Source organism: Celeribacter halophilus, assembly GCF_900114135.1.
Taxonomy (GTDB): Bacteria; Pseudomonadota; Alphaproteobacteria; order Rhodobacterales; family Rhodobacteraceae; genus Celeribacter; species Celeribacter halophilus.
The window spans coordinates 236,844-262,447 of sequence record NZ_FORY01000005.1 but is presented as its reverse complement, the minus strand read 5'-3'; the positions used below and the strand labels follow the sequence as shown (position 1 = coordinate 262,447).

General features: G+C 55.1%; 22 protein-coding genes and 1 tRNA gene. 12 read left to right on the top strand and 11 right to left on the bottom strand.

The window, feature by feature from the left end:
• Nucleotides 1-2 precede the first annotated feature (2 nt).
• The 5 genes from BM152_RS07325 to BM152_RS07305 all read left to right on the top strand — a co-directional run bounded on the left by BM152_RS07325 (nucleotide 3) and on the right by BM152_RS07305 (nucleotide 5,454).
• Entirely contained in the window at nucleotides 3-722 is a 720-nt protein-coding gene (locus BM152_RS07325) for an ATP12 family chaperone protein (protein ID WP_066598976.1), read from the top strand.
• A gap of 229 nt (nucleotides 723-951) precedes the next feature.
• Nucleotides 952-1,977: an amino acid ABC transporter substrate-binding protein gene (locus BM152_RS07320; protein WP_066598978.1), complete on the top strand. Its 1,026-nt coding sequence runs from the start codon at nucleotides 952-954 to the stop codon at nucleotides 1,975-1,977.
• Nucleotides 1,978-2,117: 140 nt separating this feature from the next.
• Nucleotides 2,118-3,338, top strand: a complete 1,221-nt coding sequence (locus tag BM152_RS07315; protein ID WP_066598983.1) for an amino acid ABC transporter permease — start codon at nucleotides 2,118-2,120, stop codon at nucleotides 3,336-3,338.
• Nucleotide 3,339: 1 nt separating this feature from the next.
• Nucleotides 3,340-4,650, top strand: a complete 1,311-nt coding sequence (locus BM152_RS07310) for an amino acid ABC transporter permease (protein ID WP_066598985.1) — start codon at nucleotides 3,340-3,342, stop codon at nucleotides 4,648-4,650.
• Nucleotides 4,651-4,665: 15 nt separating this feature from the next.
• Nucleotides 4,666-5,454, top strand: coding sequence for an amino acid ABC transporter ATP-binding protein (locus BM152_RS07305; protein WP_066598988.1), 789 nt, complete (start codon nucleotides 4,666-4,668; stop codon nucleotides 5,452-5,454).
• Nucleotides 5,455-5,498: 44 nt separating this feature from the next.
• Here BM152_RS07305 and BM152_RS07300 read toward each other — a convergent pair whose 3' ends face one another.
• The 9 genes from BM152_RS07300 to rpmH all read right to left on the bottom strand — a co-directional run bounded on the left by BM152_RS07300 (nucleotide 5,499) and on the right by rpmH (nucleotide 13,011).
• Nucleotides 5,499-6,008: a SixA phosphatase family protein gene (locus BM152_RS07300; protein ID WP_066598989.1), complete on the bottom strand. Its 510-nt coding sequence runs from the start codon at nucleotides 6,006-6,008 to the stop codon at nucleotides 5,499-5,501.
• On the bottom strand, nucleotides 6,008-6,904 hold the full coding sequence (argB, locus tag BM152_RS07295; protein WP_066598991.1) for an acetylglutamate kinase: 897 nt from the start codon (nucleotides 6,902-6,904) through the stop codon (nucleotides 6,008-6,010). The genes BM152_RS07300 and argB overlap by 1 nt, the downstream gene beginning before the upstream one ends.
• A 128-nt stretch (nucleotides 6,905-7,032) precedes the next feature.
• Nucleotides 7,033-7,680: a ribosome biogenesis GTP-binding protein YihA/YsxC gene (gene yihA, locus BM152_RS07290; RefSeq protein WP_066598993.1), complete on the bottom strand. Its 648-nt coding sequence runs from the start codon at nucleotides 7,678-7,680 to the stop codon at nucleotides 7,033-7,035.
• A 16-nt stretch (nucleotides 7,681-7,696) separates the two neighbouring features.
• On the bottom strand, nucleotides 7,697-9,517 hold the full coding sequence (gene yidC, locus BM152_RS07285) for a membrane protein insertase YidC (protein ID WP_066598995.1): 1,821 nt from the start codon (nucleotides 9,515-9,517) through the stop codon (nucleotides 7,697-7,699).
• Between the two features lie 105 nt (nucleotides 9,518-9,622).
• Entirely contained in the window at nucleotides 9,623-11,170 is a 1,548-nt protein-coding gene (locus tag BM152_RS07280) for a putative bifunctional diguanylate cyclase/phosphodiesterase (RefSeq protein ID WP_066598997.1), read from the bottom strand.
• A 74-nt stretch (nucleotides 11,171-11,244) separates the two neighbouring features.
• Nucleotides 11,245-12,126 carry a tRNA 2-thiocytidine(32) synthetase TtcA gene (gene ttcA, locus BM152_RS07275; protein WP_066598999.1) on the bottom strand — a complete coding sequence of 294 codons (882 nt, stop codon included), beginning with the start codon at nucleotides 12,124-12,126 and terminating at the stop codon, nucleotides 11,245-11,247.
• Entirely contained in the window at nucleotides 12,119-12,394 is a 276-nt protein-coding gene (yidD, locus tag BM152_RS07270; RefSeq protein ID WP_066599002.1) for a membrane protein insertion efficiency factor YidD, read from the bottom strand. Before yidD ends, ttcA begins: the two co-directional genes overlap by 8 nt.
• The gene (rnpA, locus tag BM152_RS07265; protein WP_066599005.1) at nucleotides 12,391-12,840 is read right to left on the bottom strand and encodes a ribonuclease P protein component; all 450 of its coding nucleotides are present in this window, start codon (nucleotides 12,838-12,840) and stop codon (nucleotides 12,391-12,393) included. The genes yidD and rnpA overlap by 4 nt, the downstream gene beginning before the upstream one ends.
• A gap of 36 nt (nucleotides 12,841-12,876) precedes the next feature.
• Entirely contained in the window at nucleotides 12,877-13,011 is a 135-nt protein-coding gene (rpmH, locus tag BM152_RS07260) for a 50S ribosomal protein L34 (protein WP_043868490.1), read from the bottom strand.
• Between the two features lie 281 nt (nucleotides 13,012-13,292).
• Here rpmH and BM152_RS07255 point away from each other — a divergent pair, with 281 nt between their 5' ends.
• The 6 genes from BM152_RS07255 (at nucleotide 13,293) to BM152_RS07230 (ending at nucleotide 19,627) form a co-directional block, all read left to right on the top strand.
• The gene (locus BM152_RS07255) at nucleotides 13,293-14,006 is read left to right on the top strand and encodes a TVP38/TMEM64 family protein (protein ID WP_066599007.1); all 714 of its coding nucleotides are present in this window, start codon (nucleotides 13,293-13,295) and stop codon (nucleotides 14,004-14,006) included.
• Nucleotides 14,003-15,382, top strand: coding sequence for a dihydrolipoyl dehydrogenase family protein (locus tag BM152_RS07250; protein WP_066599010.1), 1,380 nt, complete (start codon nucleotides 14,003-14,005; stop codon nucleotides 15,380-15,382). The genes BM152_RS07255 and BM152_RS07250 overlap by 4 nt, the downstream gene beginning before the upstream one ends.
• Before the next feature lie 33 nt (nucleotides 15,383-15,415).
• A complete protein-coding gene (locus tag BM152_RS07245) occupies nucleotides 15,416-16,864 on the top strand; it encodes a sensor histidine kinase (protein WP_066599011.1) in 1,449 nt (482 codons plus the stop codon).
• Nucleotides 16,865-16,955: 91 nt separating this feature from the next.
• Nucleotides 16,956-17,032: transfer RNA gene (locus BM152_RS07240), tRNA-Arg, on the top strand.
• Between the two features lie 154 nt (nucleotides 17,033-17,186).
• Nucleotides 17,187-18,746, top strand: coding sequence for a TniQ family protein (locus BM152_RS07235; RefSeq protein WP_231730460.1), 1,560 nt, complete (start codon nucleotides 17,187-17,189; stop codon nucleotides 18,744-18,746).
• A 158-nt stretch (nucleotides 18,747-18,904) separates the two neighbouring features.
• Nucleotides 18,905-19,627 (top strand): hypothetical protein, encoded by a 723-nt coding sequence (locus BM152_RS07230; protein WP_066599125.1) that lies wholly within the window; start codon nucleotides 18,905-18,907, stop codon nucleotides 19,625-19,627.
• A gap of 235 nt (nucleotides 19,628-19,862) precedes the next feature.
• Here BM152_RS07230 and BM152_RS07225 read toward each other — a convergent pair whose 3' ends face one another.
• Complete coding sequence (locus BM152_RS07225) at nucleotides 19,863-20,708, bottom strand: hypothetical protein (RefSeq protein WP_139222481.1); 846 nt, start codon at nucleotides 20,706-20,708, stop codon at nucleotides 19,863-19,865.
• A gap of 419 nt (nucleotides 20,709-21,127) precedes the next feature.
• On the opposite strand from BM152_RS07225, the gene BM152_RS07220 reads away from it, so the two are divergent.
• Nucleotides 21,128-23,404 carry an nSTAND3 domain-containing NTPase gene (locus tag BM152_RS07220; protein ID WP_074914069.1) on the top strand — a complete coding sequence of 759 codons (2,277 nt, stop codon included), beginning with the start codon at nucleotides 21,128-21,130 and terminating at the stop codon, nucleotides 23,402-23,404.
• A gap of 107 nt (nucleotides 23,405-23,511) precedes the next feature.
• Here the strand turns inward: BM152_RS07220 and BM152_RS07215 are convergent, their stop codons facing one another.
• Nucleotides 23,512-25,359 (bottom strand): ATP-binding protein, encoded by a 1,848-nt coding sequence (locus BM152_RS07215; protein ID WP_066599020.1) that lies wholly within the window; start codon nucleotides 25,357-25,359, stop codon nucleotides 23,512-23,514.
• Between the last annotated feature and the right edge of the window lie 245 nt (nucleotides 25,360-25,604).

Here is a 25,604-nt window from a genome sequence, read left to right as displayed (position 1 = left end):
ACGTGGCGGAGTGGGCAGCAAAGAGATTCTGGAAAGAGACCAAGGTCACTGAGGTGCAGGAGGGGCCGCAGACGGGGTTTGAAGTCCATCTCGACGGTCGGCCCGTGCGGACACCTGCCAAATCGCCGCTGATTCTGCCGACCAAGGCGCTGGCAGAGATGGTTGCCTCGGAATGGGAGGCGCAGGTGGATGTGATCGATCCGAACACCATGCCCGCAACCCGTGGCGCCAATGCCGCGATCGACAAGGTCATGATCCAGCACGGCGAAGTGGCCGATATGCTCGCGGAATACGGCGACAGCGACCTTTTGTGCTACCGCGCCGAGCATCCGCAGGAACTCGTGTTGCGGCAAAACGAGCATTGGAATCCGGTTCTCGACTGGGCGGAAACGGCCTTGGGCGCACGTCTGGAGCCACGGACGGGTATTCTTCATGCGCCGCAATCCGAGGACGCGCTGTCGGTTCTGCGGCAAAAGACCCACGATTTTACCGCCTTTGAACTGGCGGCCTTTCACGATCTGGTCACCTTGTCGGGGTCACTGATTCTCGGTTTTGCGGTGACAGAAGAGCATCTGGACCCCGATACGGCATGGATCCTGTCCCGCGTGGACGAAACCTATCAGATCGAGCAATGGGGCGAGGACGAAGAGGCCGCCGAAGCCGCAGAGATCAAGCGTCAGAGCTTTGTTCAGGCAGCCCGATTTTACCGAGTGGTCAATTAAGAGGCGCTGCGCGTTTTCGGCCGAACAAAAGCCGCGCATAACTGCATTCTATTTGATCAAATGATGAGTTCCCATGCGTAATTGTGATCATGGCCTTGACGTTTTGGAATGAATCCTCCCAAACTAAGCTCATTGAAGGGGCAATTGCTCAATTCGATATCGCCCCCGGCTCCTAGGGAAGGGTCGGAAAGAAGCGTCGTCAACGGCGCACTATCAGGAAGAGGTAAATATGAAAAAATCCGTATTTCTTGGCGCGCTGACGCTGGCAGGTCTCGCTGCTGGTACGGCGATGGCTCAGGATTCGTCTACGCTCGCAGCTGTTAAAGAGCGCGGCGTTCTCAAATGTGGCGTCAACCCAGGCACGCCCGGCTTTGCTGCGCCGGATGCAAACGGTAAATTTGTCGGCTTTGACGTGGATGTCTGCCGCGCTGTTGCCGCTGCTGTGCTCGGGGATTCCGAAGCCGTAGAATACACCCCGCTGACCTCCGCCGTGCGCTTTACCGCGCTTGCTTCCGGCGAAGTGGACATGCTGGCCCGCAACACCACCTGGACGTTCTCGCGTGACGTTGACCTGAAAAACACCTTTGTTGGCGTCAACTACTATGACGGTCAGGGCTTCATGGTGCCGAAAGATCTCGGCGTTTCTTCCGCGAAAGAACTTGGCGGCGCAACCGTGTGTATCGAAACCGGCACCACGACCGAGCTGAACCTTGCCGACTATTTCCGTGTGAACAACATGGAATACGAACCGGTTCCGGTTGAAAGCTTCACCGAAGCACAGACACAGTTCCTTGCCGGTGCTTGTGACGTTTACACCACTGACGCGTCCGCTCTGGCCGCATCGCGTGCCTCTTTCGAGACACCGGACGACTATGTCGTTCTGCCGGAAATCATCTCCAAAGAGCCGCTCGGTCCGCTCGTGCGTCATGGCGATGACAACTGGGGCGACGTTGTGCGCTGGTCTTTGAACGCGATGATCGCGGCTGAAGAATACGGCGTGACCTCTGCCAATGCTGCCGAACTGGCCAGCGGCACAGACAACCCGGAAATCAACCGTCTTCTGGGTGTTGAAGGTGAACTGGGCGCGATGCTCGGCCTCGACAACGACTGGGCTCTGAACATTCTGACCCAAGTCGGCAACTACGGCGAAAGCTTCGAGAAGAACATTGGCGAGAACACTCCGGTGGGTCTGGCTCGTGGTCTTAACGCTCAGTGGACCGAAGGCGGCCTGATCTATTCGCCGCCCTTCCGCTAAGACCATATCAAGTGAAGGGCGCGGAACATTCCGCGCCTTTCGCCTTTTAGCCTTATTCACATCAAGACCATCTAACACGCGAACGGGGGCAACCCGGGCGGTGGTAGGGCTTATTCTGGGCAAACAGGGGACCGTCACTCATGACGACAGCGACAGACTCGCCGCAAGACCAAGGTTTTCGGCTCAGCCAGCTGATCTATGATACGCGCTATCGTGCCATCACCATTCAGGTGATCGCCATGATCGCATTCATGTTGATCGCGGCATTTCTCATTCGTAACACGATCATCAACCTCTCGGCCTTGGGCAAGGACATCGACTTCGGTTTCCTGTTCAACCGTGCAGCTTATGACATCAACCAGAAAATCATCCCCTATAGTTCTGACGACCCGCATTGGCGGGCGACTTTGGTGGGGCTGCTCAACACACTTTTGATCGCACTGCTCGGTTGTATCCTTGCCACGATCATTGGGGTGATTGCGGGCGTTTTGCGCCTTTCGAAGAACTGGCTGACCGCGAAGATCATGACATTCTATGTCGAGAGCTTCCGCAATATTCCGGTGCTTTTGTGGATTCTTGCCTTCATGGCGGTCTTGTCCGAAGCACTGCCGACCCCGCGTGCATTTCGTGGAGAGACACCATCGGCCTCTATGTGGCTCTGGGACAGTGTGGCTGTGACCAACCGCGGCACCTATGTGCCCTCTCCGATCTGGGGCGAAGGCTCGGTGTTTGTTGTCATCACCTTCCTGCTGTCGCTGCTGGGCATCTGGGCGTTCGGGAAATATGCCAAGCGCCGTTTTGAAGCGACCGGCGACATCCTCCCGAGTTTCTGGATCAAGCTGGCGATTTTCTTTGTGCCGACCGTGTTGGTCTATTTCCTGCTGGGCCGGCCTGTGACCCTGTCCTATCCGGAACTCAAGGGGTTCAACTTCTCCGGCGGGCTGCATATGCGTAACTCGATGCTGGCGCTGTGGTTGGCTCTGAGTTTCTACACCGGCTCCTTCATCGCGGAGATCGTACGTTCCGGTATTCTGGCGATTTCCAAAGGCCAGACTGAAGCCGCTTTCGCGCTCGGGCTTCGTCCATCGCGGACAATGAATCTCGTGATTCTGCCGCAGGCGCTGCGCGTCATCATTCCGCCGCTGATCTCGCAATATCTGAACCTGACCAAGAACTCTTCGCTGGCACTGGCCGTTGGCTACATGGACCTGCGTTCGACCTTGGGGGGGACGACCCTCAACACCACGGGGCGCGAGTTGGAATGTATGCTCCTGATGATGCTGATCTATCTGATCGTAAGCCTTTTCATCTCTTCGGGTATGAACGTTTACAACAAATCCGTGAAGCTGAAGGAGCGCTGAGATGAGCACGACAAAGTCCCTCTCCTATGTGCGCAAAGAAATCCTGGAACAGCAACCTGCGCCGCGCTCCCAAGTCGGGTTTACCCGCTGGGTGCGGGAGAACCTGTTCTCCGGGTGGTTCAATTCCATCCTGACACTGGTCTCGATTTTCGTGATCTACAAAGTTGCCGCCGCCGCATTGCCGTGGCTTCTGGGCGGCGTCTGGGACGCAAGTTCACTGGAAGAATGCCGCGCGGTTCTCAACGAACGGTTTGGCAACACCCATTATGCCTGTTGGGCCGTGATTACGGAACGCTGGAACCAGTTGCTCTACGGGTTCTACCCTGACACGGAATACTGGCGTGCAAATCTTGCCTTCTTCCTGATGCTGGCTTCTCTGGCGCCTGTCCTGTTCGACAAAATTCCGCGGAAAATGCTCTACCTGACTATGGCGTTTCCCTTTCTGCTCGTGTGGCTGGTCTGGGGCGGCACGCTCTGGGGGGTGATTTCGGTTGCGGCCGGTTTTGTTCTCGGTGGAGTGGCCTTCAAACTCGTGGACCGTTACGGCTCTATGGCGCTGTCTGCCATTGCGGCTGTGGTGGTCGCCGCGATCTGGTGGCTCTTTATCAGCCCCTCTGTGGTTGATGGGCTCAATGCATTCCTGCCTTTCGGGCACCTCCAAGAGGTCCAGAGCCGCGATCTTGGCGGGTTTATGATCTGTGTGATCATCGGCATCTCCGGCATCGCGCTCTCTCTGCCCATCGGCATCGTTCTGGCGCTGGGGCGTCAGTCGGACCTCTTCGTGGTCAAAACCATCTGCGTCGGGTTCATCGAGTTCATTCGCGGTGTGCCGCTGATCACCCTGCTGTTCACCGCATCGCTTCTGTTGAACTACTTCCTGCCTCCGGGCACGGCGTTCGATCTGACCTTGCGGGTGATCATCATGGTGACGCTCTTCTCCTCCGCTTATATGGCCGAGGTGATCCGTGGTGGTCTCGCGGCGCTCCCGAAAGGGCAATATGAGGCGGCTGACGCCTTGGGGCTCGATTACTGGAAAGCACAACGTCTGGTCATCATGCCGCAGGCGCTCAAGATCTCCATTCCGGGCATCGTGAACACGTTTATCGGCCTGTTCAAAGACACGACACTGGTGATGTTCATCGGCATCTACGACATGCTGGGGCTCTCGAATGCCATCCGCGCCAACTCGGCCTGGAACGGTATCTATTGGGAGCTGTTCATCTTTATCGGCCTCGTCTTCTGGATCTGCTGTTTCGCCATGTCCCGCTATTCTCAGTGGCTGGAGCGCAAGCTCCGCACCGACCATCGTTAAGAAAGGAGACCGGAAATGTCTCTCGCACAAGACCGCGCTATCGACCGTTCGAAACTGACCGTCTCCGACGAGGTGGCGATCCAGATCACGAACATGAACAAATGGTATGGAGAATTCCACGTTCTCCGTGACATCAACCTCACCGTGAACCGAGGCGAGCGGATCGTGATTGCGGGGCCGTCCGGCTCCGGCAAATCCACCATGATCCGCTGTATCAACCGGCTCGAAGAACACCAGAAGGGCAAGATCATTGTCGACGGGACCGAACTGACCTCGGACCTGAAAAACATCGACAAGATCCGCTCGGAAGTGGGCATGTGCTTTCAGCACTTCAACCTGTTCCCGCACCTGACCATTCTGGAGAACTGCACCCTTGCACCTATGTGGGTGCGCAAGACGCCGAAACGGGAAGCGGAGGAACTGGCGATGCACTTCCTCGAAAAGGTGAAAATCCCCGAGCAGGCGGACAAATACCCCGGTATGCTGTCAGGTGGCCAGCAACAGCGTGTGGCCATCGCGCGTTCGCTCTGTATGCAGCCGCGTATTATGCTCTTTGACGAGCCGACCTCCGCACTTGATCCGGAGATGATCAAGGAGGTGCTCGACACCATGATCGAACTGGCGGAAGAAGGGATGACCATGCTGTGTGTGACCCACGAGATGGGCTTTGCCCGTCAGGTCGCCAACCGCGTGATCTTTATGGACCAAGGTCAGATCGTGGAGCAGAACGAGCCTGAAGAGTTCTTCAACAACCCGAAATCCGAGCGGACCAAATTGTTCCTCTCGCAAATTCTCGGGCACTGAACGCCACGCTCTTAAAGACAAAGGCGCCTCTCGGGGCGCCTTTTTCATGTCTCCGCTTCGAGTTCTCGCGGGGTGGCAAAGTCAATCACCTCGTTTTCCCCGAACCGCGCCTGTTCCCAGTTATCCGCCTTCAGGTCGAAAACGGCGGTGGCCGCCGTCGGGTAGCGTAGGAAATCCGGATGAAGCGGCGGGTGAGAGGCAAAATCCGCTGCAAATTCCCCGATGCCGGGATTATGCGCGATGAGGAGCACGCAGTCCCCCGTTGCCTTTTTCAATGCACTCAGAATCCGATGTTCGGAGGCGAGGTAGAGCGCGTCCAAAACGGTCGTGTTCGGGCATAGGCCCAGCCCGCGCGTCACCCGATCCAAAGTCTCGCGGGTGCGGATTGATGAAGAGAGAAGCACCTGATCGGGGATGTAGCCCTTGGTTTTCAACCAAGCGCCCATTGTCACCGCATTGCGTTGGCCGCGTGCATTAAGTGGGCGGTCAATATCGTCCAGACGCGGATCGTCCCATCCCGATTTGGCATGGCGCATCAGGATCAGGCGAGGCATCAGACTGTCTTTGCCGTAGGTTTCACACGCGGCTGCGTGTCGCGGATGAGCGAGCCCGCCCCATGTTCCGTGTAAAGCTCCAGAAGGCAGGCATTGGGCGCGCGCCCGTCAAGGATGACCACCGCCCGCACCCCGTCGCGCAGTGCATCCAGCGCGGTCTGGGTTTTGGGGATCATACCACCGGCGATAACGCCCGCTTCGGTCAAATCCTTGATCTGCTGCGACGACAGGCAGGTGAGCACCTCGCCATTGGCATCTTTCACGCCGGAGACATCGGTCAGAAGCAAAAGTCGGTCCGCGTGGAGTGCACCCGCAATGGCACCGGCCGCCGTGTCGCCGTTTACGTTAAAGGTTTCCCCGTCACGTCCCGCACCTACGGGGGCAATCACCGGAATCAGGTTCTCTTCGCCAAGCTCATGGACAATCGAAGGGTCCATCGCCACCGGCGCGCCGACAAAACCGAGTTCGGGGTCGGCCTGTTCACAGACCATCAGATTGGCATCCTTGCCGGAAATCCCGATGGCGCGGCCACCCTGAGAATTGATGGCCTGCACAATGCGTTTGTTCACAAGACCGGAGAGCACCATCTCGACCACTTCGACGGTGGCCTTGTCGGTCACGCGTTTGCCGTTCACGAAACTGCTCTCAATTCCGAGTTGTCCGAGCATCTTGTTGATCATGGGGCCGCCGCCATGGACGACCACAGGTTTCACGCCGACCTGCTGCATCAGCACCACATCGCGGGCAAAACTCTCCATGGCTTCATCAGATCCCATGGCGTGCCCGCCGAGCTTGATCACGACGGTCGCCCCCTCATATCGCTGCAAATAGGGCAGCGCTTGGGATAGGGTACGGGCGGTCGCGATCCAGTCTCTGTTCATGTCTTGCTTCTTCATGTTCGGAATTCCAGACGAGGTTTGACCCTCAATACAGGGTTCCGCGCGTGTCGCCAAGCAGACTTGCGACATCATCGTTTTCGCCAGAGCCACCCGCAAACGTTTGAGACATGTTTGCGGGCGTGGCTTCAGACGAGTGTGGCGATCACCGCACGCAACACATCGACGCCCCAGCCTTTTTCCGAGGAGGTGACAATCAGCTCGGGGTAGGCCGCGGGGTGTTTGGAGACCGCCTGGCGGACTTGTGCGATGACTTTTTCGCGTTCCTGTTCCTTGACCTTGTCTGCCTTGGTCAGCACGACCTGAAATGTCACGGCGGACTTGTCGAGGCGTGTCATGATCTCTTCGTCAACGTCTTTCACGCCGTGCCTGCTGTCGATCAGGACGAAGGCGCGGCGCAAGGTGGCGCGGCCAGACAGGTATGCTTTGAGCAATCGCTGCCATTTCTCAACCGTTTTCACAGGGGCTTTGGCAAAGCCGTAGCCGGGAAGGTCGACGAGATAGTGGCTGTCCGCGCAGGTGAAAAAGTTGATTTCCTGCGTCCGGCCCGGTGTGTTCGAGGCGCGTGCCAGAGCCTTGCGGCCCGTGAGCGCGTTGATCAGGGAGGATTTCCCGACGTTCGAGCGGCCCGCAAAGCAGACCTCCAACCGGTCGGCGGGGGGCATGCCGTCCATAGCGACGACGCCTTTGAGAAATTCGGTTTCGCCAGCAAACAGCAAGCGGCCCTTTTCAAGGGCCGCTTCATCTGGTTCAGCGATGGGGAATGGTAGATCCATCGGTTTCACGCCTTGTTCAGGCGTCCTTTTTCTTGAGCCTGAGCGAGCGCAGGATGTTGCCGAAGACATCGGGTTTGTGTCCGTGGCTGCGCATGATCAGGTACTGTTGTGTGAACGTGATTGTGTTGTTGCAAATCCAGTAAAGCACCAGACCTGAAGCAAAGTTGCCCAGCATGAACATGAACACCCAAGGCATCCATGCCATGATCATGGCTTGCGATGCATCCGTGGGAGCCGGATTCAGTTTTTGTTGCAACCACATGGAGATCCCGAGCAGAATCGGCAGGATGCCGAGGCTCAGGAAGGCGAGCATGGAGCCCGGTTCCGGCGGCGCATAGGGCAACAGGCCGAAGAGGTTCAGGATGGAGCTCGGATCAGGTGCGGAGAGGTCGCGAATCCAGCCGATCCAAGGTGCGTGGCGCAGTTCGATGGTGACGAAAATCACCTTGTAGAGCGAGAAGAACACCGGAATTTGCAGCAGGAGCGGCAAACAGCCGGAGGCGGGGTTCACCTTGTTCGTCTTGTAAAGCTCCATCATGCCGCGCTGGAGTTTTTCCTTGTCGTCGCCAGCGGCTTCTTTGAGTTTTTCCATTTCCGGCTGAAGCTCTTTCATCCGTGCCATCGAGACATAGGATTTATAAGCCAGCGGGAACATGACGCCTTTGATGATCAGCGTGAGGAGCACGATGGACCAGCCCATGTTGCCGATCAGACCGTTCAGAGCGTGCAGGATACGGAAGATCGGTTTGGTGAAGTACCAGAACCAGCCCCAGTCAATCGAATCGACAAAACGGTAGAAGCCCTTGTCTTCTTCGTAGTGCTTGATGGTTTCCCATTCTTTTGCGCCGGCGAAGAGGTAAGACGTGCTTTCGGCGGATGTGCCGGGGGCAACATCAACCGTGGGCATACGTGTTTCGACTTGGTAAATATTTGCGGTTTCTACGAACTTCGCGACCGAGGTGAAGCTCTGACCCGGTGTCGGGATCAGGGTCGTCATCCAGTTCTTGTCGGTAAAGCCCGTCCAGCCGTTGCTTTCCACAGAGATGGTGGAGGTCCGGCCACCTTCGCGTGGGTCGAAGTCGAAATCCGCGATGTTTTTGTATTTTTCTTCGTCGAGTTCTTTGTCAGACAGGCGCACAAGCCCTTCGTGCAGCACGAAGTATTTGGAGACTTCTGGTGTGCCGTGACGTGCGACTACGCCGTAGGAGAACAGGCGGGCAGCCGCGTCTGTGTTGTTCTCCACCGATTGCGTCACTGTAAAGAGATAGTTTTCGTCGATCTCGATTTTGCGGTGGAAGACAAGACCCTTGCCGTTGTCCCAAGTCAGGGTGACCGGTGTGTCGGGAGACAATGTGGCCCCGTCCTCAACGGACCAGAGCGTATTGGCGCCGGGGACATCGTCGATGGTCAGAGAACCACCCGGAGCCCAGCCATAGGTCGCATAATAGGGCGCTTCCGCGCCAACGGGTTCGAGCAGGGTGACTATCTCGTCCCCGTCGATTTCGACCTTGTAATCTTTCAGTGCCAGATCGTCGATTCTCCCGCCGATCAGGGAAATAGATCCTTCGACGCGAGGGGTTTCAATGGTCAGGCGCGGGGCATCTGCGGCCTGAGTGGCTGTTTGCAACTCAGAACCCGTTGCGTCGCTCTGTCCGGTTGCCGCCGGAGGGGCAATAGCTGTTGTTGTGTTCGTATTCTGTGTAGCAGCCGTTTCTGTCGCGACAGAAGCATTCGGATCCGTAACAGGTTCCGGGGCCGGGAAGAATATTGTCCACCCCAGTAATACGATGCCGCTCAGTACAACGGCAAGAATCAAGTTCTTGTTTTGATCGTCCATCTCGGCCGCCCGATTGTTGGAATTCAGTCTCGAAGGGTTCAACCTTCCAGAAGGCCTGAGGTCAAGCGGTTTCGGGGATTTCTTTTGGAAAATGCAGCAATGTGATCAACCGGTGCGGCGCCCTATCCGCGGTGTTTGAGCCAATTTGCGTTTATGCCGCTCCATCCATTCCTGCGTTTCCTCAAGAGGCATCGGAGCGGAAACAGAATAGCCCTGCACATGATCACAGCCAAGTTGTGCCAGCATGGCGTGCTCGCCGAATGTTTCCACGCCTTCGGCCAGAGTTTGCAGGTCCAGACGCTCAGCCATGCTAAGGATGGCGGCCAACATGCTTTGCTGGCTTTGGTCCAGATCGCAGCGGGACACATAAGAGCGGTCAATTTTGATCCGGTCCACCGCAAATCGACGGATGTTGGCGATGGAAGCATGGCCCGTCCCGTAGTCGTCCAGATCAATACCGCACCCCATTTCTTTAAGAGCGCAGATGTTCCGGCTGATCGTATCACAGTCCGAAATCGAAATGACGCATTCCAGAATCTCTACGTTCAGCCGGCAGGGCTCCAACTCGAAACGATCCAACTCCCAACGGATTTTGTCGACAAGTTTCGGGTTCGCCAAATCGGTCGATGAAAAATTGACGGCAACCGCAGGAATATGAAAGCCCGCGCGATCCCAGGTTCTAAGTGCCATGAGCGCATGGTAGAGCATGACTTCGTTCAGGCGCTCTGTCAGGCCGAGGTCCGTAATGTCGGGCATGAATTTTGCGGGAGAGAGAACGCCGTGTTTGGGGTGCGTCCAGCGGGCCAATGCCTCCATGCCGGAAACTTCACCCGTGTCTGTCGAGATTTGTGGCTGAAACCACGGAACAATCCCTTCGTTTTCAAGGGCTTGTCCGACGTCTGTGGACACAGGAGACTTTTCCGCCGGTTTCCTGCGATGCGCGGGGGAGTAGGCGCGAATGGAACCGGGGCCATTGTGTTGCGCGTCACCGAGCGCAGTTTCGGCGGCATCCAGAAAGGCTTGCCCCGAAAGAGACGGGGCGCGGTTCGGTGTGCAAAACCCGATGGAGCAGGTGATGAACACCTTGGTCGCATTGAGCGGGTAAGGCTCGGTCAGGGCCATTTGAATGCGCGACGACAGTTGAATCAGCGTCTCCAGATCGGCGGTGCGCATAGGGGCAAGAGCAATGGCGAAACGTGGCCCACGCAGACGCACGATTGTATCGTCTTCGCGCAAGGCATCCTGCAATCTTTGGGCAACATTGGTCAGGAGGTGGTCGCCGGCGGTATTGCCGAACATCGCCTGAAGGCTATGAAAATCATCAATTTCTAGGGCGAGACATGCCGTTGTCTTTCCGGCAACCGCATGACTGTCCAGAATGTGATCGAGGGATGCGACAAGCCTTTCGGGTAGCGGCAGGCCGGTTAGCCCGTCTTTGGCAAGCGCTGTGGCGCGTTCTGTTTTGGGCGTGGTTGATATGGTCAAATTCAACACAGCGGCCAGTGCGGGAAGCACAAGTGCGCAGAGGATCAGCATGTGTTCCCCGCCGAACCAATAGGCCCCCAGACAAAGGGCGGGCAGAAATGCGATCGTATGTGGTCCCGTGAGGGTGTCGCGCAGGCGATGAAGCGTGTCTGCGATGAATTTTTGCATGATCTCTGTCCCGATAGTTTTTGGCCGGATGGCCGTGGTGTCGGGGAGAGTGCAGCAAGAAAGTAGTCTGGCGGTTAACGCAGCTTTGGAATTTCGTTAGAATTGTCTGTATTTTCACTGTTCTCCGCCGGATTGGAGCGTGTGAGGCCCAGAAAGTCGAACAGTTTCGGATCCATCATATGCGAGGGTCTGATGTTGGTCAGGGCTTTGAACATCACCTGCCTGCGGCCGGGGCTGTTTTTCTCCCATCCGTCAAGGATTTGCTTGACCTGCTGGCGCTGCAACCCGTCCTGAGAGCCACAGAGATCGCATGGGATAATCGGGTAGTTCATCGCATGTGCGAATCTCTCGCAATCCTCTTCTGCGACATGGGCCATAGGACGATAGACAAAGAGGTCTCCTTCTTCGTTCACCAGTTTCGGCGGCATGGTCGCAAGCCGTCCGCCGTGGAAGAGATTCATGAAAAAGGTTTCCAGAATGTCATCACGGTGATGTCCGAGCACGACCGCTGTGCAGCCTTCTTCGCGGGCGATTCGGTAGAGATTGCCGCGGCGAAGGCGGGAACAGAGCGCACAGAAGGTCCGTCCCTGCGGCACCTTGTCCATGACGATGGAATAGGTGTCTTGGTATTCGATGCGATGGGGAACCTGCATACGCTCCAGAAACTCGGGCAGGACGGTCGCCGGAAAGCCGGGTTGGCCCTGATCGAGATTGCAGGCGACAAGCTCCACTGGCAACAGGCCGCGCCACTTGAGTTCGTAGAGTGCGGCAAGCATCGTATAGCTGTCCTTGCCACCGGACAGGCACACCAGCCATTTCGCGCCGCGTTCGACCATGCCGTATTGCTCGATCGCCTCGCGCACATTGCGGATGATCCGTTTGCGCAGCTTTTTGAATTCCGTTGTGGAAGGAGCGCCGTGAAACAGCGGGTGGATGTCGTCGAGATCATCAAGCATCGGAGTTTTCCTCGCTTGGCTTTTTCGGGGGGAAGGGCGTGGATTTCGGTTCCGGAACAGGGTCATAGCCCATGCCGCCCAAGGGGTGACAGCGCCCGATCCGGCGCAGCGTCAACCATGTGCCCTTGATCCCGCCATGTTTTTCCAGAGCTTCGAGTGCATAGGCAGAACAGGTCGGCTGATACCGGCAATTATGCCCGACGAAGGGCGAGAAAATCCGGCGATAGGCGCGGACGGGCAGGGATACGATAAAGGCCAGCGGGGTCATGATCGCCCCGCCTTTGCATCTCCGTGAACTTTTTTCAGAGCATATCGGAGGTCTTTGAGGAGCAGGTCGAAGGGACGCGTGCGGGTGTCGCCCTTCTTGCCGACTAGAACATAGTCCCAGCCGTCTTGTCCGAGTTCGGGGATCAGCAGACGTGCCGCTTCGCGCAACCGCCGTTTGGCATGGTTGCGGGCGACGGCATTGCCGACCTTTTTGGAGCAGGTATAGCCGACGCGAATGCCTTTGGCAGGCTCGTCATCCCCGCGTTTACGGCCCTGTAAAAGAAAGCTCGACGTGCCTTGCCTGCGCGCACGGGCAGCCTTGAGGAAATCCGCGCGCTTGGCGAGGGTTTCCATCGGAGGCGCATCATTTGCGCATGACAAAACCGCCGACTGCGACCCGTGGGCTCCGGCCTTGGCCTTTGCTGTGGGTGCGTCCGGCGGTGTCATCGTCTTGAAGCCTATACAGGCGTCCCTAAGCGTGAATTACGCGGAAAGGGACTTACGGCCGCGAGCACGGCGTGCATTCAGAACCTTGCGGCCCGCTTTAGTGGCCATACGGGCACGGAAGCCATGGCGGCGCTTGCGGACGAGGTTGCTCGGTTGATAGGTGCGTTTCATCGCGCTATCTCCATCGGTTGCGTTGGGGCCCAAATCCCCCAAATGCAAACCCTGCGGCATGACAAAGGGATTCGAAGGCGAGTAATCGTTCGAAGCCCTGCCAATAGGAGGCTCTCGGACAGTTGTCAATTCTCATGCGTCGGAAATCTGTAACAAATCTCCCATTGAGGTCGGTTTCTCATAACAGACCATCACTGAGCCGTGAATATGGCCGAAAATGCTGGTTTCGGCAAATGCGACGCACCATGTTGCCGCAAACACCCAGATCAAAGGATAGACGCGTGTCGGAAACTGTAGAAAAACGTCATATATGGCCATTGGTGCTTTTGGCCCTTGTGGCTGCGGGGCTTGCCGTGTTGCTTCGGGAGCATCTCAGTTTTGAGGCGCTTGCGGCCAACCGCGCAATACTTCTCTCTTATACTGAGGCTCATACCGGTCTTGCCGTGCTGGTCTTTGTCATCTGTTACGCGGCGATTGTCGGCCTGTCTTTGCCCGGTGCGACCGTGGCCACGCTGACAGGCGGCTTTTTGTTCGGCACTTTTCCGGGGGTGCTTTTTAACATCTCGGGTGCGGTTCTGGGCGCGTCCTTGTTGTTTCTCGCGGCACGCTGGGGGTTGGGCGACTGGCTCTCGAGCAAGATTGACGCCACCGAGGGGCGCATCCACAAGATCAAGCGCGGCATTGATGAAAATCAATGGTCCATGCTTTTTCTGATCCGGCTTTTGCCCGTGGTGCCGTTCTTCGTGGCGAACCTGTTGCCTGCACTCTTTGACGTGCGTTTCTCGCGCTTTGTGATTTCGACGGCCTTGGGCATCATTCCGGGAACCCTGGTCTATACATCTGTCGGGGCAGGACTTGGCGCTGTGTTCGAGGCGGGGGAAGTGCCCGACCTCGGCATTATCTTCGCGCCACAGATTCTTTTGCCGCTTTTAGGGCTTTGCTTGCTCGCACTCTTGCCAGTTCTGTGGAAGACTTGGCGTAAGGAGGTCGTATGACCAATATTAAAACAGACGTTTGCGTGATCGGTGCCGGTTCTGGCGGTTTGTCAGTTGCGGCGGGCGCGGTTCAGATGGGCGCGCAAGTTGTGTTGATCGAAAAAGGAGAGATGGGCGGCGATTGCCTCAACTCCGGTTGTGTGCCCTCCAAGGCGCTTTTGCACGCGGCGGCCAAAGGCATGAGCTATCCTGATGCTATGGCCCATGTGCAGCAGACCATCGCAACCATTGCGCCGCATGACAGTCAGGAACGGTTTGAGGAGCTAGGCTGCAAAGTCATTCGCGCCGAGGCACGGTTTACTTCGCCCACAACCTTGGACGCCGGTGGTGTGACCATCAAGGCGCGCCGTTTCGTTATCGCCACAGGGTCCAGCCCACGCGTGCCGGAGATCGAAGGCCTCGCCTCCGTGCCCTATCTGACGAATGAAACCATCTGGGGCCTGACCAGCTGTCCGGAGCATCTCGTCATTTTGGGCGGCGGAGCCATCGGCATGGAAATGGCGCAGGCGCATCGGCGCTTGGGGGCGCAGGTGACGGTGATCGAGGCCTTCGCGGCACTCGGGCGTGAAGATGCCGAGGCCGCAGGTGTGGTCAAAGCTGCATTGCAAGCCGAAGGTGTGACGCTGATCGAAGGCAAGGGCGCGGAACGTGTCTCTGTTGTTGACGGGCAGACCTGTGTGACGTTGTCCGACGGGCAGACGGTCACAGGATCGCATCTCTTGGTGGCCACAGGACGGCGTGCCAATTCTGAAAACCTCGGCCTTGAACATGCGGAAGTGGATCGCACCAAGACCGGCATCAAGGTGGGGGATAACCTGCGTACGTCGAATCGCCGGATCTATGCCATTGGGGATGTGATCGCAGGCGGGATGCAATTCACCCATGTGGCGGGTTATCAGGCGGGTGTGGTTATTCGTCCGCTTCTGTTCGGCTTGCCAGCCAAGGCAGCGCGTCACCACATTCCCCATGCCACCTACACCAGCCCCGAACTCGCGCAGGTCGGTCTGACCGAAGCGGACGCGCGCGAAACCTATCAGGACAAGCTCGAAGTCGTGCGTGCCGAGATTTCCGGCAATGACAGGGCGATCGCGACCGGACGGGCAGGGGCGGGCAGCGGTTTTATCAAACTGATGGTCGTCAAATCCCGCCCCGTCGGTGTCACGATTGTCGGGCCGGATGCAGGGGAAATGATTGCTTTCTGGTCTCTGGTTCTGTCTTTGAACCTCAAGATGAGCAAAATTGCGGGCATGGTCGCGCCATATCCGACATTGGCCGAGCTTAACAAGCGCGCCGTGAGTGCCTATTTTACACCCAGACTGTTCGAAAGCCGCAAGGTCAAAACGATCGTCAAAACAATTCAGAGACTTGTGCCCTAGGTCAAAGGTCTTCCCCAGCGGCGAAGAGGAACCATGTCGTTATCGCGTTTCATCAATACCCTGTCTGGGCGCTTCCTGATTCTGACGGTCATCTTCGTGATGGCCGCAGAAATCATGATTTTTATGCCCTCTGTCGCACGGTTTCGTGAGGATTTTCTACTGTCTCGGCTGGAGCGTGCGCAGATCGCTTCGCTTGCGCTTCTGGCCAATGACAGCCTCGACATGGACCTCGAAGACGAACTTCTGGAAAACGCAGGCGTTTATAACGTGGTCTTGCGGCGCAACGAGATTCGCCAGCTTGTTTTGTCCTCCCCGATCCCTGACCAGATTCACGCCACCTATGATTTGCGCGAGGCCACGGGGTTCGAATTGATTCGTGACGCGATGGTGACGCTGTTCGATCCTGAAGAACGCGTCATACGTGTAATCGGTGATCCGGTCAAACAGGCGGGGCTGTTGATCGAGGTCACGCTGCCAACGGCGCCTTTGCGTGTGGCGATGCTCGATTACGGTTTTCGCATCCTGCTGTTGTCGGCAGTGATCTCTTTCATCACCGCGTTTTTCCTGTTTCTCGCTGTGCGTGCCCTTCTGGTGCGTCCGATCAAGCGGGTGGTCGGCGCGATGACTTCTTATACCCAAGCGCCAGAAGACGCGCGCCGCATCATTGAACCTTCCGCAAAAGTGCCGGAACTGCGCGAGGCGGAGATCGCGCTGCAGGCCATGGAAACCGAGCTCACCGCCTCCCTTCGGCAAAAGGAGCGGCTGGCGCAACTGGGCGGTGCGGTGGCCAAGGTCTCGCATGATCTGCGCAACATCCTGACCACAGCGCAATTGTTTACCGACCGTCTGGAAATGTCCGACGACCCCGCCGTGACGCGATCCGCGCCGAAACTGGTGAACTCGATCCAGCGGGCCGTGAACCTCTGCGAGACGACGCTGGCCTTTGGCAAGGCCGAGGAACCCGCGCCAACGCTTACCGGCGTGCGGCTGGCCGAATTGGTGAGCGAGGTCATCGAGGGCGAGCGTCTCTCCATCGGCGACTTCGACCTGTCCTTTTCCGAAGACATCCCCGCCACCATGGTGGTGCGCGCCGATCCTGAACAAATGCACCGCGTGCTCTCCAATCTGGTGCGCAATGCCCGTCAGGCGATCATGGCTACGGGCAAGCCCGGCGAGATTTCTGTGGCCGGACGCGAAGACGAGGACGAATGGGTGATCTCCGTGACCGACACGGGGCCGGGCCTGCCGCCCAAAGCCCGCGAATACCTGTTCCAGCCGTTTCAGGGCGGCACACGCAAGGGCGGGTTTGGCCTTGGCCTTGCGATCTCAGCCGAACTGTCGAAAGGACATGGCGGGCGGCTTGTGCTGGAACGCTCCGACGAACAGGGCACCGCCTTTGCCATCCATCTGCCGAAAGGGTTTTCCCATCAGGGCGCAGGTGAAGCTTCGACAAAAGAGAGCGATCCGCAGGCTGCAATTTGAGGCATCAGGCTGCCGCGTGACATTTTTTTACTTTTTATGTCAAATGCCTCTTGCGCCCCTCCGAGCTTATATGTATTTCCGCCCACACAGTGCACCCGTAGCTCAGCTGGATAGAGTACCTGACTACGAATCAGGGGGTCAGAGGTTCGAATCCTCTCGGGTGCACCATTTTCTTTTTGTCAGATGCCAAGCAAAACCGACTTTTGTGACAGATAACTGACCCAGTTGGCGGAATTCCTGAAATCATAGTATCGTTGCTCAGTTGAGCGGGTGATCGTAAGATCAAGTACATCTTGCCTTTGTCTGATCTCGGAAGCCTCGCTTGGTCAAAAGCCTACCTGCCACTCCCGGAACGAACTTCCCGCAGTTGCCGCTGACGGTGGCACATGCTGCGTGCGAGCCTGCTACTTCCTTGCTGTCACGACTTGCGGCCAGGAACGGCGCTATTTCGATGCAGAGGTTCTGCGGCGATATTGCCTTTCCGATCGACCCGCTCTTTCGTGGCGAGAAGGTGGCCATAGAGCAATTGGCGCAACTTGCAGGGTGTGACGTGGGCGCATTGGTGCGGGTATCTATCCGCCACCTCGGTAAGGGCCACTTCCGTCTGAGAGAAGAATTTGCCTCTCTCCAGAGCTTTCAGCGCACGCGCATTCGCGTCTGCCCGGAGTGTATACGGTCCGAGATGCCGTCAGTCGCGGAGCCGTGGCGTGTGCCGCGCCGCCTTCAGTGGAAATTTTCATCAATCAGGAGCTGCCCGGAACACGGCAGCATGCTCGAATGCCTTCCGTCTGAGAGGTTCAATAAGGACGCCAGAGACTTCGCAGCGCAGCTGCAAAAACACTACGGTTGGATCATGGATCAGCCGGTGGTCCAGGCGCCCTCTAGCCCTTTCGAGGCGTATCTTGCGAACCGCATCCTGAGCGGGCGGGGCGACAGATGGATCGACCGTCTCGAGCTCAACGTTGCGTCACGCGCATGTGAAGTGCTGGGGCTGCGTATCGCAAAGGGACCAGATGCCGCGTTAGCGGGGCACAGTGAGCCAGACTGGATGAACTATGGCGCTTTGGGTTACGAGATACTGAAAGACGGTCCTGACTCTCTTTCCGACTGCTTATCTGTGATGGCTCGTGTGGACGGAGTGGACGGGAGGTTCTTCGGTCGCCTCTTTGGCCCATGGATGGCGTGGTTGAGGGGCCGGAGTCTCGGCGATGAGTTCGAGCCTCTGCGTGACGTCGTGCGGCGACACGTTTTCGATAACTTTTCCGTCAGGAAAGGAGTCCTGGTTCTTGGCGTGCCTTCGGAGGGAATAGCTTCGTCGAACCCACAGAAATCACTCTCGCTGAAGGGGTTCGCCAAGCGCAATGCGGAGGATCTGCTTTATCGAGGTCTCGCAACGCGTGATGCTGGTGGCGGTATCGTACCGCTGAACTTTGTAACCCAGAAAATGCTTGACGCCTACGAGCGCGAGAAGAAGTTCTTTCGGGCCGGGCAAAGTTCGCATGAGAAAGCTAAAACTAGCGCGTATGGTGCTGATAACGTCAGGGTGTCGGGACAGAGCAGCCTCTCTGTCGGTGACGCCGCCCGGCAGTTAAAAGTGACAGTCAAAACAGTAGGGTATTTGATCCAGCATGGGATGCTGTGCGGGGGGGATGCCTCAGAACTCTACCGCCGAGGGGCGACAGTTGTTACCGCTGATAGTCTGGCGCAATTTCAGAAGAGCTTCATTTCCTTGGGTGAGCTCGCCGAGATCACGCAGCGCCCACAAGGCGCATTTTCGATGAAACTTAGAAATGCCAATGTGACCCTGTTGGCGATGCCCCATGATCTAAGCCGGATCTACTGGCGCGAGGATGTAAATGTCGACCTAACAACCGAAAAATGACCCTTACGGCTCATTGCGGCCATCAACTTGATGGTCGAGCGCTGCGGCGCAGCTTCACGGGACCGGACATTCATCCATCGCGCCGCAATTTTGTGTATCAGAGCGTCAGCAGCGCGGATATTATGGAAATGTTGCACGGCCTGTGGCAGCATCCTGTCATGATTGAATTTCGTCTTGTCGCCGATGACCATCCCGAACTCGCACTTTCTCCGCTGCTTCGGGGTGCTCTTTTGACCCTGCAATATACACAGGAACATGGTTCAATCGGCTTGACCAAAACCAAGGCCTTCAAGCGTACTTTCGTTCATTGGGCAGTCGAGCATTTCGATTGGCCGGGGAAAGGCGCTGAAGAGATGTTTCGCTATAACAAGGTGATCAATGAATTCGAATTCCCCCCACTCGAAATTTTGCATTTCCTGCTTATTTCGTTGCGCTTGGGACGGCACTTCAAGGGTGAGTTTCGGTTGACCAAACGCGGCGCAGATCTGGCGCAAGCTCCTGGCCGTCTTTTTGCTGAGCTGATCCCGTACTTTTTGCTCCAGATCGATCACACATCCTATGCGCGCTTCGATAGTCGTCCTTTCGGAAATTGGGACGTTTGGGTGAACGTGATTAACGTAGAGGCCGATCATGGCACGACCGAGGCAGCCTTATTCAAAACATTCTATGGTGAGCCGCAAGACTGGCATACCTCAGGGTGGCGTGAGATGGCCGCATTTTCATCATGCGTTCTGCGACCGCTTGAATGGGCAGGGTTTCTGATAGAGAGCCGCGAAGACGGCCCCGGCAATCACGTATGTCATGTATTCAAAAGCCCGCTCTGGTGCAGCGTACTCAAACTTGACACCAATGACATGCTGCGACCGATCTCGGTTCAGTAAGAGTGTTGCTCAAAAATTCAAAACGGGACACCGTATACGGCCCTTTGCGGACTTTGGCAGAGGTTCAAGGCGCTGTACTGCAGCTTCACCAAAGCGGACGTTGGAACAGTTGCGCAGCATTTTGACCAGTTCGATGTCGGCAATGCGAGACAAAGTGAACTTTCGCTGCGGCTGCTCCAATGTCTGGTATATTGGCGCAAGTTGGGACTGACGAAAAATTCTTCCAAGTATGGCGTCAATTGCTATCCTTCAGCCCCGAAGCTTTCGGCAGAATTTGTTCCGCCTCTTTTTGGAACCTACCTTTTGGCTTAATACGGTAGAGCTTAGTCGCGATATCTTTTGCATATTCCGTTTGAGCTGAGCTCCACTGATAAAAAATTAAGTCGCTGTTAATTTCACGCTTAAGTCTTTCTACGCCACCACCAACAAGCACCCGGAACCGAACGCCAGGGACGGAAAATGAGTGCGTCTTGACTGAAACACCAGAAATACTACATTTTTCGCAAGTTGGATGACTAATCATTGAGGCCCTCTCAGCGTTGTCGTCAACATACGAGAGTATTTGCACATTTTCGGGGAAATTCATTTCTTCAACTAGATACAGCCTAAACTGCTCTTCGTACTTCTTCCCTAGCATCCCTTTATAGTGAGAGGCGTGCCCACTTAGAGAGCAAATCGAATGACGCCATAGAATACTGACAACAAAGTACTTTATTGCAGAGGTGTTCAGGACAGATTCCGCGCTGCTTTCGAGCCACATTTTTCTGCCTGAAGAAATTTCGTCAGGGGTTAGTCCGTGTAGCTCCCCTCTGAGCTCAAAGGTCCCCGCTCCTTGAAAGCAAATTCTAGCAAAGTAGTCCTCACCTATCCGGCTAAACTTGTCTTCACAGCTTTCACACAGCAGTTTTTGTTTGAGTTGTTTCGAGGTTCTGACCGCTGTACCTCGCATGTGATCAACGTGGATCAGATCACTTTCAAATGGTTCGCCAGCCCTTCCAGCAGCCCTATACATGCTCTGTGGCATGATGTGACTGTTTTTCAGTTCCCGCTCTTGTAAACAAAGCGCGCAGTTTTTGGGCATGAAGGACTCTATGAACGTTTGGTTGGTTTTGACCGAGATCAACTCCGCAGATCCCAATGTGGACTTTGGCTGCAAAGCAGAAAATTGTCAAAGTCGGCTCAAACCGGACTTGCGGCGGTGCGGCACGCAGATCTTAACCTCGTAGGCTTCGGCGCGACCAACCGGATGACCGTTCCCAGCCCGAAGCGGACATGACCTGTGCAGCCACAGCATCAGGCATTTTCAAAAGTGAGGGCGGAAAGCGGAATTTCGCTGCAACAGCGTTATTTCTCCTCGTTTACTTTAAAAGCCGACACTCGCGAAACGCCATCAAGAGGATCGGGCACGAACACGGCACGCGAGGACTAGAGAGTGGTTTTTATCCATTTTAGGATTGGGTAGAGTGAACCCATTGCTGAAATATTTGGTGGGCGACGGACATGAATAGGCTTGGAAATCTGTCAGCTCCGGATTTTGAAGATCTGTGTCGCGATATCCTGCAAGCTGAGACCGGTCAGCGATTTTCTGCGTTTGGTGCGGGAGCGGATGGCGGTGTTGATGGCAGGCATTCGAAGGGTACTAGGTCGACCGTTCTTCAGTGTAAGCATTATCTGGATTCAACGTTTTCTCAGCTGAAGTTGGCTTTGAAAAATGAAGTGCCGAAGATCGACCTTCTAAATCCAAGTCGTTACATTTTTTTGACGTCTCAATCGTTGACACCTGCACGCAGCAACGAACTGGCAGATGTGTTAGGTGATCGCCTCAAACATCAGGAAGACATTTGGGGTGCGGAAGACATTGAGGCCGCGCTGAAGCGTCACCCGGACATCGAAAAGGCAAATTTGAAACTCTGGATGACTAGTACGGCAGTCTTGGAGAGGGTGCTGCAGTCAGGTCTTGAGGCCCATACGGAGGCGACCAAAGCCGAAATTTTGGACGAGTTGCGAGTCTATGTTCGTAACCCAAGTTTTGACGCCGCTTTTGAAAAGCTCGAACTAAATCGCGTCCTCGTTGTGTCTGGCCCGCCAGGGGTGGGGAAGACCACGCTGGCCAAAATGCTCACCTATCACTATCTTAACGACGATTGGCAATTTTGCGCGATAAGATCTCTCGACGATGGCTTTGCCAAACTCGATGAGGAAAAGCGAACCATCTTCTTCTTTGATGATTTTCTCGGTCAGATTGAGCTGGATCGCCAAGCGCTTATTCAACGAGATGGGCAGCTTGCGAGATTTGTTAAACGCGTCAGAGCTTCTAAAAACTCTCGTTTCATTCTCACTACGCGCGCGCACATTTTTGAGGAGGCACGACGGCTTTCAGACCATATGGATGAGGGCCGCTTCCAGCTTTCAAAATTTTTACTGGATGTCGGCCAATATACTCGCTCAATCAAGGCGCGCATCTTTTTCAACCATCTTGCCGCCTCAGATTTGAAGAGCGACCATGTAGAAGCTCTACTTCAGGATGATTGGCTTAAGAAGGTCGTTGACCACCCAAACTACAATCCACGCCTAATTGCGCATATAGCTGCGGAGTTTCCTGAGGAATGGGAACCATCTGAATATCCCAAATTTGCCTACAAGACCCTAGAAAATCCTGCGCTGATCTGGGCAAAGGCATACCGCAGTCTCAGTATGCGCTGCCAGAATCTGCTTGTGGCTCTCTACTTTGGCAATCAGTATCGCCAACCTATCAAGGTTCTGCGGGAAAACTTCAACGCGATACACAATAAGATCTGCGAACATTATTCACAGCCGTCTAAGCCAGAGGACTTCGAAGAAGCTCTTAAATCACTCGAGTCTGGTTTTGTTACTATTTCCGGAAACCAAGTACGGTTTGTGAACCCATCAGTCCGCGACTTTCTAAAAGAGCATTTATCTGATGGAAGCTTTCTGGGCCTGCTCCCGACACTTAGTGTTCGAGCTGAATGGGCTCGAAATCTGTGGGACCACTTGAAGAATACGTTTCGGACCGATCCCGACAAGCTGAAAGCGCTGGCGCAAGAATTCTGCGAGTTCGCGAGCAAGCTGGACCAAATCCCCAATTTTTCAAAGGTGAAGTCTGCGCAATACAATTATTGGTTCCGCGAACTCGATGATCTTTCTATCGCTGAGCGCGGATCTTTTCTGCTTGATCTGTTTGAACACGCCGACGACCGTGGCTTTCTCGATGCTGCAATCTCAGTTCTGACGAGCGACGTTCTTGATATCGAAGCTTCACGCGATGCTAGAGACTTACCAGAACTTCATTGGAGGATTTCCGGCTTTGTCGATCCTGGTGTGGAGGTCAAAGAGGTCCTGCTCATTTCAGTTGAAGCCGCTCTAGTGAAGGCAATCGAAGCTGGCGTTCCGATGGACGAGTTGGTCGCCGTGAAAGACGCCATAGACGAGTACCTTGATGAAGCTATTGATCTCGGACCCATTGAAGACGCGATCAACTCCGCGATTGACTATGAGTTTGATGAGATTTCAACAACAATCTCTGACCTTTCTTCAGAAACTGAACTAAACGAGCACGTAGAGATGCTGGAATTCATTGCACGGCATACCGGTCGCAGCGCCGAAACTGCGAAAACCGTGGTGCTTGAGAAAATCAGTGAAATCGAAGTGCCAGACTATGATGACTACCAGCCAAGCTCTCGAGGGCGAAGCAGTCACGCTGATGCGGAGTTTTCCGACAATGATCTTATGAGTTTGTTCTCAACACTTTCAAAATGAATAGTTTTTGGGCTCTTTCTGTTTCCAAATTGGTGCTGTGCAGCGCCGACCGACATGATCAATCGCGATTTTGGTTAGACTCGATTGATCTAAACCAAAACCGAAAATCAATTTTCGTTGGCCTGTACTATCGCCGTGATCTCTCTAAACCAGCCGACGACATCCCCATCACCATCCCTCTCAGACAGCATTTCTGCTGTCATTCCTGCTGCCACCTTAGTGTTCAATATTCGTTTAGCTGAACCCTGCCCCATATCTGGCGCCAGTTCAGTTAATTTGCTAGCTTGCGACACAGCCAATGGAACATTTGTTTGGTCGTCTACATCAACTTCAATCGTTAGTTCGTTGAATATGGCGATGCTGCTTAAATAGTTCTCCGTTTCTCTTTTACTTGTGAGTCGAGCCGTATTTGCGTTGTCTGCATCATTAACTTGATCGACATATGCTTGGTAAGCGGCGACCTCTTCCGCTCCGCAATCCCGATCATAGATATGATATTCAACGCAACCAAATCCCTGTAGGTATTGCCTTGTTATCCAGTGCTTTAGATCGGCTCCGCCCATAGGGACAAGGGCGACTTGTGGAGAAGATGCAATATCAAGAACAGTTGGATCAATGCCGGACACAGCAGTAAAAATATTTTCGAAAAAATTAACATCGTTAGGCCCTTCCACCATCACTAGCACCCTTACTCGGTTGTCCGGCAGAACACCCAATTCATCGGCGATTTTTAAAAGAAGCTCAGCTTCACCTTCATCGCTTACCTCTTCAATTGTTGGGCACGCTCCCTGCGCTTCTTTTGTAATAAGCCTGAGGGATACCGCTGGCAGATTTTGGGCGACAAGCGGTGAATGGGTAGTCAGTAACACTTGGGCACTGTTGCCTTCCGCCAAGCGTTTAAAGCTGTCCAGTAGCAGTCGTTGGTTTGAGGGGTGCTGTGAGCTTTCTGGTTCTTCGAAGGCGTAAATCACACCACGCCCGTCTTCTTCGGAACGGCGCTCGGCTTCTGCTCTAAAAAAATTCAATAGTACAAGGCGTTTCGTACCCGACCCCCGCTTATTGAAAGGAATGTTCCCTTCAGTTTTTAGGGTGGTTTTAAAGCTGTCCCATTTCGGCTGGCCAGATACGTCTGGCGACAGCCCTACAGCTAATTCTGGTGCCATCTCTTGAAGTTTATGCAATGTCCGCTCAACTAGCTCGTTTGCTCGCACTTGTACTTGCTCAACAATCGCATTTATTTCAGCTTCGCGTTCTCCAATAGCGATCTTGGCTGCAACGGCTAAAGGGTCACGTGCTTCACCATCTTGGTCAGAACTCGCACGGTCCACCTTAAACAAACAAAAGTAAGGAATGTGAGGCTTTATCTGGTCCCAGATTTTCTTGGCATCATCTTTAGCAATCGGGATTTTGACAGTTCCATGAGCAGCATCCGCAAAGTGCTGAAATATGGCATTGCGCCATGGCGGATTCTTAACCCGGTCAGCTGCTGGAATACTCTCCTCTAACCCTAGTTCACGACCAAGTTTCCGCAAATCAGCTTGTTTGAGTAAAATCGGGTGCCCCTGCTCCAACAACGGGGCCGTTGCTTCAACAAACACATCTGCAGCTTTGCCCGGCTTGTATTCCTTAACAACCCTCAACACTCGTTGACCATCTTCTTTTTGAAAAAGAAGATGTTCCGAGTTGAGGGCTGTGGCCGCTGCAGCATCCAAAACTAGCTCTGTTGGAAATTCCAAAAATTCCGCAGTTAGAGCTACTGTGTCTATGTTTGGGTCTACGCATAAGTCTTCTCTGTCAAGCTTTTTGGAATCATCAAAAAACAAGTCAAGTGCATCCATCAATGAAGACTTACCAGCATCATTTTTTCCTACAAAGGTGGTGAGGTTTTTCAAAGATACTTTGCGGAGTTCGCGGTAACCTCGAAAACCCACAATCTCAAATGTAACTAGTTGCATGGATGCCTCCCAAATACTGGCACTCTAAAGCGCGATCAGACGAAAAGTACACACCTAAAGGTTGAGCATCCGAGTGTGGCAAACATGATTTTTGTCTAGTTGAATTCTGGCCATGTACGGACGTCTGCTTTGGGAGGTCCGCAATGCGGCATGATGATCCTCTGCCAATGACCGCAAAGGGCCGTAAGTGTCGGTCCATCACGAAGGGCGGATTGCGGACTTGCGGCTCTGCAGCGCAGACCGGC

Excerpts from the sequence above, each read along its gene's own strand:
- BM152_RS07320 (WP_066598978.1), top strand. The coding sequence starts at position 952 with ATGAAAAAATCCGTATTTCTTGGCGCGCTGACGCTGGCAGGTCTCGCT.
- BM152_RS07315 (WP_066598983.1), top strand. The coding sequence starts at position 2,118 with ATGACGACAGCGACAGACTCGCCGCAAGACCAAGGTTTTCGGCTCAGC.
- BM152_RS07310 (WP_066598985.1), top strand. The coding sequence starts at position 3,340 with ATGAGCACGACAAAGTCCCTCTCCTATGTGCGCAAAGAAATCCTGGAA.
- BM152_RS07305 (WP_066598988.1), top strand. The coding sequence starts at position 4,666 with ATGTCTCTCGCACAAGACCGCGCTATCGACCGTTCGAAACTGACCGTC.
- BM152_RS07300 (WP_066598989.1), bottom strand. The coding sequence starts at position 6,008 with ATGCCTCGCCTGATCCTGATGCGCCATGCCAAATCGGGATGGGACGAT.
- argB (WP_066598991.1), bottom strand. The coding sequence starts at position 6,904 with ATGAAGAAGCAAGACATGAACAGAGACTGGATCGCGACCGCCCGTACC.
- yihA (WP_066598993.1), bottom strand. The coding sequence starts at position 7,680 with ATGGATCTACCATTCCCCATCGCTGAACCAGATGAAGCGGCCCTTGAA.
- yidC (WP_066598995.1), bottom strand. The coding sequence starts at position 9,517 with ATGGACGATCAAAACAAGAACTTGATTCTTGCCGTTGTACTGAGCGGC.
- BM152_RS07280 (WP_066598997.1), bottom strand. The coding sequence starts at position 11,170 with ATGCAAAAATTCATCGCAGACACGCTTCATCGCCTGCGCGACACCCTC.
- ttcA (WP_066598999.1), bottom strand. The coding sequence starts at position 12,126 with ATGCTTGATGATCTCGACGACATCCACCCGCTGTTTCACGGCGCTCCT.
- yidD (WP_066599002.1), bottom strand. The coding sequence starts at position 12,394 with ATGACCCCGCTGGCCTTTATCGTATCCCTGCCCGTCCGCGCCTATCGC.
- rnpA (WP_066599005.1), bottom strand. The coding sequence starts at position 12,840 with ATGACACCGCCGGACGCACCCACAGCAAAGGCCAAGGCCGGAGCCCAC.
- rpmH (WP_043868490.1), bottom strand. The coding sequence starts at position 13,011 with ATGAAACGCACCTATCAACCGAGCAACCTCGTCCGCAAGCGCCGCCAT.
- BM152_RS07250 (WP_066599010.1), top strand. The coding sequence starts at position 14,003 with ATGACCAATATTAAAACAGACGTTTGCGTGATCGGTGCCGGTTCTGGC.
- BM152_RS07245 (WP_066599011.1), top strand. The coding sequence starts at position 15,416 with ATGTCGTTATCGCGTTTCATCAATACCCTGTCTGGGCGCTTCCTGATT.
- BM152_RS07230 (WP_066599125.1), top strand. The coding sequence starts at position 18,905 with ATGATTGAATTTCGTCTTGTCGCCGATGACCATCCCGAACTCGCACTT.
- BM152_RS07225 (WP_139222481.1), bottom strand. The coding sequence starts at position 20,708 with ATGCCCAAAAACTGCGCGCTTTGTTTACAAGAGCGGGAACTGAAAAAC.
- BM152_RS07220 (WP_074914069.1), top strand. The coding sequence starts at position 21,128 with ATGAATAGGCTTGGAAATCTGTCAGCTCCGGATTTTGAAGATCTGTGT.
- BM152_RS07215 (WP_066599020.1), bottom strand. The coding sequence starts at position 25,359 with ATGCAACTAGTTACATTTGAGATTGTGGGTTTTCGAGGTTACCGCGAA.